The 13236-nt window shown below is 62.2% G+C and carries 8 protein-coding genes; 1 reads left to right on the top strand and 7 read right to left on the bottom strand.

The window, feature by feature from the left end; translation table 11 throughout:
• Nucleotides 1-94: 94 nt before the first annotated feature.
• Entirely contained in the window at nucleotides 95-436 is a 342-nt protein-coding gene (locus tag OH491_RS22305; RefSeq protein WP_145928582.1) for a hypothetical protein, read from the top strand.
• A 271-nt stretch (nucleotides 437-707) separates the two neighbouring features.
• Here OH491_RS22305 and OH491_RS22300 read toward each other — a convergent pair whose 3' ends face one another.
• The 7 genes from OH491_RS22300 to OH491_RS22270 all read right to left on the bottom strand — a co-directional run bounded on the left by OH491_RS22300 (nucleotide 708) and on the right by OH491_RS22270 (nucleotide 13214).
• Nucleotides 708-2126 carry an MFS transporter gene (locus OH491_RS22300; protein WP_068768980.1) on the bottom strand — a complete coding sequence of 473 codons (1419 nt, stop codon included), beginning with the start codon at nucleotides 2124-2126 and terminating at the stop codon, nucleotides 708-710.
• A gap of 43 nt (nucleotides 2127-2169) precedes the next feature.
• On the bottom strand, nucleotides 2170-3672 hold the full coding sequence (locus OH491_RS22295) for an ADP-ribosylglycohydrolase family protein (RefSeq protein WP_068768981.1): 1503 nt from the start codon (nucleotides 3670-3672) through the stop codon (nucleotides 2170-2172).
• The gene (locus tag OH491_RS22290; RefSeq protein ID WP_068768982.1) at nucleotides 3669-6803 is read right to left on the bottom strand and encodes a hypothetical protein; all 3135 of its coding nucleotides are present in this window, start codon (nucleotides 6801-6803) and stop codon (nucleotides 3669-3671) included. Before OH491_RS22290 ends, OH491_RS22295 begins: the two co-directional genes overlap by 4 nt.
• 2 nt (nucleotides 6804-6805) lie before the next feature.
• A complete protein-coding gene (locus OH491_RS22285; RefSeq protein WP_145928584.1) occupies nucleotides 6806-9577 on the bottom strand; it encodes a TonB-dependent siderophore receptor in 2772 nt (923 codons plus the stop codon).
• 128 nt (nucleotides 9578-9705) lie between these two features.
• Entirely contained in the window at nucleotides 9706-10620 is a 915-nt protein-coding gene (locus tag OH491_RS22280; protein WP_334319061.1) for a hydroxyacid dehydrogenase, read from the bottom strand.
• A 139-nt stretch (nucleotides 10621-10759) separates the two neighbouring features.
• Nucleotides 10760-12151 carry a BNR-4 repeat-containing protein gene (locus OH491_RS22275; RefSeq protein WP_334319062.1) on the bottom strand — a complete coding sequence of 464 codons (1392 nt, stop codon included), beginning with the start codon at nucleotides 12149-12151 and terminating at the stop codon, nucleotides 10760-10762.
• 49 nt (nucleotides 12152-12200) lie between these two features.
• Entirely contained in the window at nucleotides 12201-13214 is a 1014-nt protein-coding gene (locus tag OH491_RS22270) for a LacI family DNA-binding transcriptional regulator (protein ID WP_068768985.1), read from the bottom strand.
• Nucleotides 13215-13236: the final 22 nt, after the last annotated feature.

Below are 13236 nucleotides of genomic sequence, written 5' to 3'. Positions count from 1 at the left end.
TCGTCCTCAAAAATGGTCGGAATGTCCAAGACAAACGGAGGCGCTTTCAGGCATGGTGGCGGGGCTGTATGCAATGGCTGCGGTGTGTGTATTCATGACCATGCTGTTTCATCTTCTTTTCGCTGTCGTGAGCCTTGGCTGCGCGTATGCCGCGCAACGCGCCTGCATGTCGTCACCGGGCGCGGGACTGGCGATGACGGAGGTGTTTGCTCTGGCAGGTGGCATGCGGAATCATGACGACGCGCGGGCGTTCGCGCGTGAGGCCGGTTCTGGCGCTGGGCGGGTTCTCATGGTCGCTGAACGACTTTTGTCGGGGCTGGTGGGGCGCATGACGGAAAAAATTGTGTTTTCGCGTTTTGCCCTACGCGATGCAGCGGGAGATATGCGAAAACATGATCGCGGGCGAACTGGCGCGGCTGCGCGGACTCGGGCATGAGTTGGAAATCACTTCCGGTGACGTATAGACGATTTTTCGGGCCGGTTTCCACAAAATGCTTGGCGCGCGCCCCACGCGCGAAGCCGTCGAGCGTTTTTTGCAGGACAAAGTTACAAAAATGCTGCTGGAACATTCCTCGTCCGGACTATTAGTTGCCACGCAAGGTGCGTTTCTGCATTTGAATACGCGAGAAAGGCTCTCCCGGCGCGACGGACGGTTGTCATGTTCACCAGTGACAAGGCGTCCGTGCACTGGTGCGCGGACCGTATGATTATTGGGCAGACCGGGGCGCCATGGCGCGGCGATGCTCCAGTTCTTTGCGCGTGGCATAGGCCTCGGCCTCACCTATGGGAAATCTTTTTACGATGATGATGGCGGCGGCGATTGACAGGGCGGGCAAAAACGCCACCAGTGCGCGCATCACCAGCATGGACTCCGGCGTCTGCGCGCCGCCGAACTCGGCCTTGAAGCCGGAAAATGAAATCACATAGCCGGACATGAGCACCGCTGCCGAGGTGCCGAGCTTGGACGCCCACATGTAGATCGCATTGAGCGTGCCCTCCCGTCTTACACCGTGCTTGAGTTCGTCCACATCGGTGACATCGGCGAGCATGGACCCCAGCAATGTCCACAGGCACGCCAGGCCGGGCGACATCAGCAGCGGTGGCACCACTTGCAGGTAGGGATATGATGGCGTGTAGCAGAACCACTTGGCAATGGTGCCGACGAGCGGCAGGAAGAGGCAGACAAAGAGCGTGCGCCGTTTGCCAAAGCGCGAAGACGCCATCGTGATCAACGGCAGCGCCAGCATTCCGCTCACTTGATACACTGTTCCAGTGACTCCTTGGATCGCCGATGCTGCACGCATGTCGCCACCGAATACATAATAAATATTTATATAATACCCGAGGCCGTTCACCATGAACAGGCCGATAGACATCAACACTATGATCAGCAATATAAGACGGAAGGATTTTATGGTGATGGATTCCTTCAGGCTGGGCAGCAACGGAACCTTGCGCTGCTTGCGCGCCTTGGTCTGTCCGCGCTCTTTGACAAAAAGCGCGGGCATGACGCCGAGCACTATCATCGTGAGCCCGACGCCGAGTCCGACCCAGTGCATGCCGTGCAGCGCGTCGGTGAAGACGCTGCGCTGCGAGAGCCAGAGCATCCATGAGGTGCTGATGCCGGCGATGCCGCTGAAAAACGTGCGAAAGGCCACCACGCGCGTCCGTTCGTGATAGTCCGGACTCATCTCGATGCCGACGGCTCCGTAGGGGACGGTGAACACAGCATACGCCGTGTAGAAGAGCATCACGACAATGAAAAAGTGCGCGAGGTAGCCGGCCTTGGGCCAGCCGTGCGGCACCATCCAGAGCAGCGCGAAAAGCAGTCCGCAAAGCGTCGCCCCGACGACGACAAAGGGCTTGCGCCGGCCCCAGCGGGTGCGCGCGTTGTCGGAGGCGGTGCCGATGAACGGGTCGATGATCGCGTCCCAGAGGCGCGGCAGCGCGAGCGCGGTGGTGAGCAGGCCGGGGTCAACGCCCAGCGTCATGTTGAACACAGGCTTGGCCATTTGGTTGACGCTGTTCTGCATCAGGTTGTCCGCATAGCCGCCCGCGCCATAAGCGAGTTTCTGGCCAAAGGAAACCTTGTCGTCACTTGCGGTCTTGTGGTGTTGCGCGGGCATGATGTGTTTTATGATTTCGGAAATCGTTTATATATTGGGATGATTATTCTTCGGATCGCAGGAAGGCGCGCGGGAGCCACTGGTTGGTCGCGGGGTCGCCAAGCCCCGCGACCAAGTCGGCGGCGCAATCACGCTCTGGGCGGCGGCACGCGATGATCAACTCGTGTTCGCCGGGCGGCAGCGCGCCCGCCGCGAAAACGACGGCGCTTTGGCCGGCGCGATGAAACGACGGCGCGGTGAACACATCGCCCGCGCACCAGTTTTCCGGCAGGACCAGCGCGCACCGTCCGTCAACCCAGGCGGTGAGTCCGGGACGATAAAAGGCCATCAGCTTCACGGACTGGTTTTCGCCGGTGCGGAAACGCATTTTCAGGAGCCGCACGGATGCGGGAAAATCGGCGGCGGCCCAGCGATGCCAGTGCCCGTGGGCGAAACGCTCCCGCCAGCCGGCGGCGTCGGGCGGGGAGGATCGCGAGAGGATTTTTTCATCCGCGGAGGAGGCCTCGGCAAGGGCGATGCGACCGGCGACGGGGTTTTCCCCGGCGGGCGCATGGGGCGCGGGCGGTTCTGGCTCCCCGGCAAAATCGCGCAGTTGCGCGCGCAGCCGCAGCGTCCACTCGGTGAGCGTGTCGAGGTTCGCGGGCGCGGGCACGTCGAGGATTTCCTTGGAGAGAACGACATCCGGCCCGATCGGCCACGCCCATTTTTCGGGAATGGCACCGGGGTTCATGATGCCGAAAAGCGCGCCGAGGGTCGCGCCCGTGCAGTCGGTGTCGAGGCCGCAGTTGACCGCCGTGCAAAGGGCGCGTCCAAAGTCGTCGCCGCCGTCGAGCCAGCCGAGCAGTTCGAAGCAAAGGTTGCAGACCACGTCGGTGAAATTGCCCGTGGCATAGCGCGCGATGACGCGCGCGCGCACTTCGCGCCAGTCGGCGGTTTCGGCCCACCAGCGGCGCGTGTCGAGCAGGCCGCGCTTGAGACGCGAACCGGCGGGGAGAAACGCCAGCGCAGTTTCCAGCAGGCGCTCGCGACCAGCCTCGACAAACGCGGCGGACTGGAGCGCGGCGTGAAACACCTCGGCGAGCACGCCGTCGCCGCAATGGTCCACCACGGCGTCGGCCCGCGCAAGCGCGGCGGCGCGGGAGGGCTCGCCGGGCGCGAGGCATGCCCACATCTCGCTGCGTATCGCCGCGCCCATGCTTTCGGCAAAAAAATTGTCGAACGCGCCGCGCGCGGCGCCCTTCAATCCGTAGGCGTGGTTGCGATGCGCGATGCCGTATTCGTCAAACGGAAACGCAACATGGCGCGCCCACGCCTCGGCGAGGATGTCGGGCGTCGCAGTGCGATGGCCGCCTTGCAGCAGGTGGTGCATCCAGACGACCTGCAAGTCCAAGTCGTCGTTGGGCAGCACGCCTTGCGGGACCGGATTATAAAAATCCAGCGCAAGCAGGCCGGGCTTGCCCTCGTGGGGGCCGCCCAGCGTGCCGCCGATGTTTTTGCCCAGCCAGCAGGCGCGGATGCGTTCCTCAAGTTGCGCGATGGGTTTCATTGGAATTGCAATATAATCCGGCTTTCGCCTTCGGGGATTTCAAGCCGGGCACGGTTGTTTTTAATGACAACGGCATCGGCGGACAACGCGCGCCCGTTAACGGTTGTCTGCCTCGGCGCTCGCGCCAGCGCGAGTTCGAGCGTGAAGGGGGTTTTTGATGAAAACTCCAGGACGGCGCGCTGTTTCCCATCAGCGGTGTCATAGCGGGCCTTTTTCACACCGGCACGACCCCACGCCACCAGCGACACCGGAAAGTCGCGGCCGAGCAGCAGCGCGTAGAAGGCTGCGTTTTCCTGGGCGGTTTCACTTTTCGGCGCGAGGCCCCATTTCGCCTGACGCTCCAATTCGCCACGCAGCGAATCTGCCGGCTCGCCGAGCAGCGCTCGCATGTATAAATGGGCGGTGATGTTGGCCGGATGGCTGTTGCGGTTGCCGGGATGATTTTTCCGCCAGTCCTCAATCTTGTGCTCGACATAATAATCCTCAAACCAGCGCCAGAAGTCGTCACCCAGCGTCCAGCGGTGCAAATGATACAGCTCGGGATACTGCCCGGCCCAAGACAGCGACAACGCCAACTCACTCGCGACATGGTCGGGGCCGCCCTTCCTGCTGTCCAAGAAATCGAATCCCCTCACTTCGCTCAAGCCTACGCCAATCCGATCCCAGTCGTTTCGTTTTTCTTGCGGATGCGTCCATTTCTGGCCGAGCCAGCGAACCGCAGTTGGCACGGCGAGACGCGCGACGAGCAGGCGTCCGAGCGCGGCTTCATCGGCGCGGCCCAGCGCGTCGGCCATGGCCGTGAACGCGACCGCGCCCTCGTAGCCGATGCCGTCCATGTCGATGGCCGACGAGCCGCTGTGCTCCCGCGCGCCGGTTTGCATCTGGCACCAGTCGTGTTGCACGAGGTAATACTCAAACGCGCCGCGCATGACGGGCCATCTTTCCTTGACCAAATCCCAGTCGCCGCTGCTGCGGGCGTAGGCCCACAACCCGTAAAGCACCGCGCCCGCCCCCGAATTGATATCCCCGAGCGTCCACGTGTGGCGCTCCAGCCACCCGAACGACACGGGATAGCGCGCGCCGCTGAACGGCTCGGCGCGAACGAACCAGATGTGCGGGCGCAGATTGTGGTCGAGCGTCCAGCGCCAGCGTTTCAAGAACTCGTCGCGCTGCGCATCCTCGAAAAGCGGAAGCGCGAGGCTGCTCGGTGCCCACATCCACCAGCCGCGCAGGCAGTCGGTGCGCAGCCAGATATCCTCGCGCATTTTGGCCACAGAGAGGAGTTCCTTGGCGATATCAGCGGCGAGCGGGTGCCACCCTGCGGGGCGCAGATAGAGCCGTGTGCCTGCCTCGGGCACCGGCAGCGTGTAGGTGATTTCCGCTCCAGACGCGGCGGCGTAGGGGCCGCATTTTGTCGGCCAGTCCATGTCGGCGATTTGCGCGGGCATTTTTACGGGATAGCCGTTGGCCGCGGCAAAATTCAGCAACGGCGAAGCCGGCGCGATGCGCTGCGCGGGCTCCTGCCAGTCGTTTTCCCAAAGGATGTGGCGGAAGGTCTCGCGTATTTCGACCCATGCGCCATCCGGGGAAACCCTGAACTGCTGCATGCAGCCATCCGGGTAGGCGCGCATGATCGCGGCGAGCCTGCGGCTGTTTTGGGCAAGTTGCCCGTCGTCGCCGCGCCACGCGCGGTATCCCGCGGGATACGACATGCCCACGCGGCCCAGCGAGCCGGGAAAAACAATTTCCACTCCCGTGTCATCCGCGCGAACCGTTTCCGGGCGTTTTTGCGGGACGAGCAGGATGGGCATGGCCTCATAACCGGGCCACACGGCAACCAGCCAGCCCTCGCTCATGTCCTTGCCCGGAAACACCTCCCCGCCCTTGATCCATCTCATGCCGTCACGGGTGGGAATATACAGTCGCGGTAACACCCCCGCACCTTTTTTTCCGCTTTCTTCATTATTCAACCGGAATGTTTTTTCCGTTGAATCAACCAGAAAGCCCGGCGCAAGCGAGCTGCCGATGAGGCGCAACGGCACGCGACGGCTCTTCAATAATTCGGGGGCCTTCATCGCGAGCTCGTTTTTCATCTCGGCGGTATAATCATAAAACGTCGAATGCGCGACCGAGACCCAGTCGGCCTGCGTACGCGTCCACACCGGGACGGCGGCGCTGCCGGTCCGCACACTCCAGATGCCGTGCAATTCCGCGCCGGTGTCGGTGATCGCCCGCACCTCGAATCCATCCGGGCGCAGCGACCCCACCAGCAACCCGCTTGGCCGCACCCAGCCGAAGCGACCAAATCCATCGGATGGAATCCCGGGGCGCCAGCCTTCGGCATCCGCCGCGAAGCTGCGGGATTTTATACATTCCCATGCGGGCTGCATCGGCGTGACATTTCCTCTTATATAATTCCATGAAACGAGTTTGGCATCGAGCGGCGAGCCGTCCGCCGCCACGACATCCAGTTCGTTGAAATGAATGGGGGAAACCGGCTCGATCAGCTCCTTGTTGGAAGGGAGCTGCTCCCAGCGCACGCGCACCCGGTTTTCCCCCTTGGCAAGCGGAGGCAGGATCAGGCGCGATTCACGCATGAGCCGAAATTGGTAACCGCGCGCGATAAACACTGGGTCCTCGACCTTGCTTGGCGAGTTGAGGCAAATCTCAACGCCCGCGCTGTCGGCCGGCACACCTTCAGTCGCGCGCAGATCCATAAGCAACGGCGACATGTAATGCCAGGTGATGAGCGTGGCATCAAGCGGCCTGCCGTTTGATGCCACGATGTCAAACTCCTTGAACTCCGCCGGCGCCAGCGATTTGGATTCCTCTTTGCCGGAGGCGGCAAGCTGCTCCCAGCGGACGCTCACCCGGTTTTCTCCCAAGGGAAGCGACGGCAAAACCAGGCGCGATTCACGCTTTTTCCCGTCACGCGGATCGCCGCGCGCGACAAACACCGCCCCTTCGACTTTGCGCGGCGTATCGAGCCGGATCTCCACCCCGGCCCGGTCGGACGGCACGCCCGGCGTGCCTCGCAAGTCAATCAAGAGCGGCGATGTGTCCTGCCCGGCCTCCAGGCCGGATGACAACGGGATCCCAATCGCAAAAATGAAGGCTGATAGGTAACGCATGATTAAAAGGTAAACGAGGCCGTTAAGGTGATTTTTCGCGGATCAATATAACGAAACGCGCCGGGCACCGTGATGATGGGATTGGCCGTTATTCCGCCCTCGCGGTAATTCTGGCTGCCGGTGTAAACCCGGTCGTCATTGTCCAGCAAATTGGCGATATTGAGTTGGAAGCGCGCGTTCACTTTGCCGAAGCGTTTGCTGTAGGAAATGTGTCCGCTATACACAACATAACTGTCGGCGTAGATATAATTGTAGGCATCGTTGCTGTAGGCGCTGATTTTGTTGCGCCCGCGGATGTTCGCACCGAGACCGATGGCAAGGCGCTTCAGAAACCCGCCTTGGAATGTGTAGGTCCCATAGAGGTTCGCGCTGTAGTTGACGGTGTTGTTGAGCTTGGTGCCCGGCGTGAGCGTGTTGAGCGTGGTACGGATGGAGTCGATGTGCGTCCTGATCTGGTCCGCGTCGGTGACCGGCATGGATGGGTCGTCCGCCGCCGCCTGCCACGCCGTCACGTGGGTGTTGAAATAATTGCGCAGGCCGGGCATCAGGTCATCAGCCTCGGTCTCGGGGAGGGCTAGATTGGCCATGATGCGGAGGCTTTTGGAGGGATTGGCAACGAGATCCAACTCGTAGCCGTTGCCCACGTAATCCTGCGTGTCGCGATAGGAAGGAATTTCGTTGTCGGGAAGCCCCATGATATTCCATATTTGGTTTATTTCCGTGCGCCGCTGGCTTTCATAGGCGTAGCGTCCGACCTGCCGCGAATTATAATAATTGATCGCGCCGGAGAGCCTGCCGTCGAAAAATTCGAACTTGACGCCGAACTCGCGGGATTCGCTGGTGGCGACTTTCGACGGGCTGCCATCAATGTTTCCAGGGCCGGCGACCGGGATGGAGAAGGACTCGGCATAGCTGCCGTAAACACCGATGCTTGGCGTGACACGGAAGACCAGCCCGGCATTGTAGCTCACGGGATCGGCGTCAACATATGGCTCGTCTTGTATGATCGGGTAGCCGGTGGCGTCGTAGCCGTATTTACCCGAGGTGGCACCGGCGCGCTGGCGGCCTTCGTATTTGTCGTAACGCGCGCCGAGAATGACGTTCAGCCGCCGCGCCAGCAGCTTGGTCGAGCTGACTACCTGCGCATACATCAGGTCCTGCGAGGAGTCGGTGCGGTTGGTCGTGCGCCAGCCGTAGGGTGCGCCGGCGGCCGCCTGGATCGCGGTGGCCGCGGCGTTGGTATTGTAGCGCTGCGGTTCGTCCCAGTAAAGGCGGATGCGGGCGTAGGTGAGGCCCGGTGTGTTGTTCTCGATTTTCGCAAGGACGTAACCGCGCTGGTAGGTGTCGTTCCAGCGGGAGCCGGCAAGCACGCTGAGGGCTTCCGAGATGTGTCTTTTGTCAAACTGCCAGCTCAGCGACAGGCGCAGATCGCGCACAAACGAGCCGGACTCAAACTGGGAGAGACGCTGGTCGGAGTAAGGTTTGCCGAATTTGGGATTGAGGATGAAATTACCGGCGGCGTCCTTGTTCGGCAGGTATTTGTTCAGGTCGATTCTGTATTCATTGCCTTCGTTCCATTGCACGGCCTGGTCGCTGGTGCCGTCCTTGTCGGTTCTGAGCTGGTTGTAGGCCAGTTCGACGGACAGGCCCGGCGTGATGCGGTGGCTGATGTAGGCGGTGTAGGTGTGGTATTTGGCGTTTACCACGTCGTTGGTCGGCTGCAGGTTGTATTCGACGTAGGGGAGCAGGGGCACACCGGCTATGTATGGGTTTGGATTGATGTCCATGCGGACACCGGTGCCGTTGCTCCGGTAGGTTTGCGACCAGTTGCTGTAGCCGGCCTGGGGGACAGCGGGCACCCAGAGCCAGTGGCGGTCGGAGGAGACGGAGCCGGTGCGCTGCGCACCCTGCGCTGTGCCGGGTTTGAAGCTGGCATTGTCCTTGGCGTCGTAATAGGAGGTGCCGTCCCAGTAGGACATCCTTTCCGCATACGTGGTTGCATACAGGGGGACTCTGCGCTGCGCCCATTCGCCCTCGACGCGGACGCTGGTGTTGCGCGTGATGCGCCAAGTGGCAGCGAGGTGCGCGCCCTCGCGCTTTCCCTCCACGCCGTCGCGCCAGTTCTCCGTGTGCTGTGTGAGCGCGTTCACCCGCACGGCGACGTTTTTGCCGATGGCCTGGTTGACGTCGAGGGTCGCGCGGTAGCCACCGTAGTTGTCGGCGGCAAACGCCAGTTTTCTCTCGTTTTTGTTCAGCTTGGCGCGCTTTGTCCACGTGGTGGCGATGCCGCCGAGGTTGCCGTCGCCGAAGAGCACGCCGTTGGGGCCACGCGCAAAGTCCACGCGCTCGGTGTTGTAGCTGTCGGAATTATCATACCAGAGGAAATAATTGCGCGTGGGCAGCGTGGCGCCGACGCCGCGGAATCGCACCTGCATGTCGTTGGCGGCGAAGGATTCGTTGGAACTGTAGTCCGCAGGGAGGGTGTTGTTGGCCCACTCGGCGATGGCCATGCTGTCGGTTAGATTCAGGTCGTCCAGCAACTCGCGTGTGACGATGGAAATGGCGATGGGCGTTTCCTTGATGAGGCTGTCGGTGCGCGTGCCGGTCAGCGCGCTGGCAGCGGCGTAGCCGACATCGCGGTCCGTCCTTACCTCGAAGGGTGACAGGATGACAAGCTCGTCGTCATCCGCTGCATTCGCCGGCGCTTGCTGGGCACGCAACGTCGCGGCAAAAATCATGACCAAGCCAAGCCAGAAGGGCAGATGAAGACGCATCGCGCGGGGCATTTCAACGCATGCGGCAGTAGGGTAACGTGTGTCAGATATTTCAACAGTTTTCATTTGGGATGGGCGTTTTATTGGGTTCTTGGAGAAAATTATGATCGCATCGCGCGCCTTAAACATCACGTGGCGCGGTCATAGACGGCAGGGGTGACAGCGGCCTCGATTTCCTTTCCATCGAGGTAGCGGCGGATGTTTTGCAGCGCCAGTTGTCCGCAATCCGGCAGCGAATCCAGCGTGGGACCGGCGATGTGCGGGGAGAGTACAATGCCTTCGGTGGCGAGCAGTTCCGATGTCACCGGGAGCGGCTCCTGCGCGAACACGTCGAGCGCCACGCGGATGCGTTTTTCGGCGGCAAGCCGGGCGAGCGCGTCCTCGTCCACGACCGCGCCGCGTCCGATGTTCACGAATACCGCATCCCGCGGGAGCAGCGAAAGCACGCGGCCGGTGACGAGGTTGCGCGTCCGCTCGGTGAGCGCCTTGCATTCGATGAGCACGTCGCTGCTGGCAAACAATTCCTCCATGGTGGCGCAGGGCCGCACGCCGCAGCGTCGGAGTTCTTCGACAGGCACGCCATCGGAATGCGTCAGCACTTCCGCATGAAACGCCTTGAGCAAGGGGACGAGTTCGCGCGCGATAGCCCCGAAGCCGTGCAGTCCGACGCGCTTGCCGCAAAGCCTGCGGGTGGGTAGCGCGCGCACGGCGGCATTTTGTTCTTTTTCAGGCAGCGTGAAGATCTTCCGCCACTCCGGCGTGCAACGCAGCGCGGCCAGCGTCAGCAGCACGGCGTGTTCGGCGATGGTGTGGCTGATGGTATTGCCCCAGTTCGATATGAGCACGTCCCTTTCGAGCAGGCGGCGCGGAGCGACGTAGCGGACCGTGCCTGCGAGGTGGCAGAGATAGTGCAGCGAAAATTCCGGCGCATCGATGAACTCACCGGGGATGCGCGGCGTGCCCCAGCAGCTTGCGAGAATGGTCGGACGGTATTCGAAAAGCAGTTTTTTCCACGTTTCCGCATCCATTCCGTCGGTCGGCATGCAGCGACAGGTGCGCGGCGAAAATACGTCCGGGTCGAAACCGGGCAGGAACGTTGTCAACGCGCCGCCGGACATCGCGAAAAGAATGCGATGTGCTGTCCGGGGTGATGCGGGGCTGGAGGATTTCATTTTTATATAATCATGTCCGGATCTTTTCCGGTTTGGCGGTTGCGGCGTCCATGTTGTAGGGAAGCCGCCAGACGTTGCGTCCGGTGGAGTCGCAGAAATAGAGATGCGAACGACTCATCCTCGTGGGATCGCCGTCGGCCCAGAATGAATAAAACGGGTCCGTCGCGCCGATCGGGCGGCGGGCGTAACTATGATTATACAGGCTGTTTTTTGTTATCTGGACGTCGCGTTTCCATGTCGCGCCTTCGTCGGGCGAAACCCAAAGCGCCATCTCGCCGCCGGCCCACGGCGCCTGCGGACCGCGCTCACTGGGCGCGACGATGCCCCACTTCTTTCCATGCACGTAGAGGCTGCCCATGTCGTAATTATGACCCGTTGTGGTGACGACGCGACGACGCCATGCGCCGTCACGCCAATGCAGTGTCGTCCACTCGCGCGGCTCGCCCCTCGGACCGGGTTCGGCGGCGCTGCTTGTCACAAAAAGCAGCACAGGGGCGCCGGTTTCGTCGAAATTGAGGTCGCTGGTGTAAGCGAGTCGTCCATGCGATTGCAAATCCTCGACCAGCGCGTCGTTGACCGGCCCCGGGAGCGGCAGCGCGAGGGGTTTGCCCGCGACATTGGTCCAAGTTTTGCCAAAATCGTCTGTCTGCGCATAGTAGATATTCGTGCGCCGGTCATTGTCGCCGCCGGGATGCCAGTTGAAAAACGTGCCGATTCTCCGGCCGGCGCGCGCGCTGACCTGATAGTGGCCGCCGAAGCCCGCGAGCTTGGTGTCGGCGCTCCAGCCGCGGCCGTCACGGCTGGTTTTCCAATACAGCTCGCGGTGCAGGTGGGGCGGCTGCGCGTGCCGATATTTGGTAAACAGCATCAGCCATCCGTCGCCGTCAACAGGCCACGCCTGCGGATAGGTGAACTCCTGCTGTGAGACGTTTTCAAACGCTTCAATGGAATAAGGCGCACGGCTTTTGTATATAATGCCGGGCCGCATGAGCGCGCGACCGCTCTTGAAAATCCATATATGACCGTCCGCGTCGATATGCAGCGTGGCGTTGTCGTGCGGGTCGTCCACGCCGATGTCGGTGTGCAGCGCCACCGGGCGCGGAATCTCGTGCCGCGCGTGGTCATAGTAGGAGACCATGATGACGAGCTGCCGCTGCGTCTCGCCGGTCGTGCCGCCGTAGGTGAAAAAGGTTTTTTTGACCGCCGGGGCGTAAACCGCCATCGGCACGTGGTCCGCGGTATATGTCCCCAGTCCGCCGGAGTATTTGTCGCCGTGCTCATACACATAGCCGAGGGCATACCAGATGCCCCGGTAACCATTGACCGGGGCGGGCAGCACGGTGCGATCTGCCGTGGCGTTGCTGGGGGATGCGGGAGCGTCCGGGGTGGTGCGCGTCATCATTGGCATCACGAAAAACGCGCCGGCTCCGGCGGGCAAAGGCGTGTTTGCGTTATCGTAACGCCGCCACCGGCTCGTGCCATGAGCATTCCACCAGCACCACCTTGGGCACGGCGGGAATCCCGGACTGATTGGAGCTGAGCTGGACGGCGACGAGGTCAACCGCGGACTCTCCGAGTTCGCGCAAATGGTGGTTGACGCCCCGGAAGGTGCCGTCGCCGTCCTCGATATTGATCAGCGCGAGCGCGCATTTTTCCGCCGCTCCGGCATCCCGCAGCCAATCGCGCGCCTGAGGAGCGCCGAGGATGGCGTCGGGCCGGTGCTGGCGAAACCACCGCATGAACACCTCGCGCGTGAGCGCCGGTGCGACGAGCGGCGGTACGCGACGTGAGGCGGTCGCGTCGTGCTGTTCACGCAAGAATCCGGCGAGCAGATGCCCGTCGAGCTGCCGGTCCCACGCCACGGAAAACGCGAGGCCGATGCGCCGTTTGCCCAGTTTGGCAAAGTTGTCCCATGCGATGCGCGCGGCGTGAAACTGGTGGCTGCACGCGCGGTGGAGCACGGGCTGCCGGAGCGAATAGCCGCAGGTGGCGCACGCAAAACGCTCCCACGCCAAATCGATCGTGCCGCCTCCGGCGGGCAACGGAGGGATGACGATGCCGCGAATGCCGCGGCTGTATAAAATGTCACTCATGCGCCGCCCTGTCATGCCGGGCGCCCGCAGCCAGAACGCTTCCAAGCGGTAACCGAGTTGCTCAGCCCGTGCGCGAGCCCCGGTGTAAATTTCCCCGCTGGTGGGAAGCCCGCGCCACGTGTTTTCCGCGGGATGCGCCGTGAGCCATGCAATGGGCATCGTGCCGACGGTCCGGCTCACGCGCAGGCGCGCCATGAGTTGCGAAACCATCGGGTCGGGACGATAGCCGAGCTTTTCCGCGATTTTTTTTATCCGCTCCCGGGTGTTCGCGGGAATAGAATCATCATCCCGCAGCGCCCTCGACACGGTCATCGAGCTAACTTTAGCCGACCGCGCGACTGCGGCCATCGTGATTCTTGGGGTGTTTTTCATGCCGCCAGAGACTCAATCCGAC

The organism is Termitidicoccus mucosus (assembly GCF_038725785.1).
In the GTDB taxonomy this organism is placed as follows: domain Bacteria; phylum Verrucomicrobiota; class Verrucomicrobiia; order Opitutales; family Opitutaceae; genus Termitidicoccus; species Termitidicoccus mucosus.
This window is presented reverse-complemented; position numbering and strand designations above follow the sequence as displayed.

What these genes read in the sequence shown, in the direction of transcription:
- OH491_RS22305 (WP_145928582.1), top strand. Translation starts at nt 95, where the DNA reads ATGACCATGCTGTTTCATCTTCTTTTCGCTGTCGTGAGCCTTGGCTGC.
- OH491_RS22300 (WP_068768980.1), bottom strand. Translation starts at nt 2,126, where the DNA reads ATGCCCGCGCAACACCACAAGACCGCAAGTGACGACAAGGTTTCCTTT.
- OH491_RS22295 (WP_068768981.1), bottom strand. Translation starts at nt 3,672, where the DNA reads ATGAAACCCATCGCGCAACTTGAGGAACGCATCCGCGCCTGCTGGCTG.
- OH491_RS22290 (WP_068768982.1), bottom strand. Translation starts at nt 6,803, where the DNA reads ATGCGTTACCTATCAGCCTTCATTTTTGCGATTGGGATCCCGTTGTCA.
- OH491_RS22285 (WP_145928584.1), bottom strand. Translation starts at nt 9,577, where the DNA reads ATGCGTCTTCATCTGCCCTTCTGGCTTGGCTTGGTCATGATTTTTGCC.
- OH491_RS22280 (WP_334319061.1), bottom strand. Translation starts at nt 10,620, where the DNA reads ATGCCGACCGACGGAATGGATGCGGAAACGTGGAAAAAACTGCTTTTC.
- OH491_RS22275 (WP_334319062.1), bottom strand. Translation starts at nt 12,151, where the DNA reads ATGATGACGCGCACCACCCCGGACGCTCCCGCATCCCCCAGCAACGCC.
- OH491_RS22270 (WP_068768985.1), bottom strand. Translation starts at nt 13,214, where the DNA reads ATGAAAAACACCCCAAGAATCACGATGGCCGCAGTCGCGCGGTCGGCT.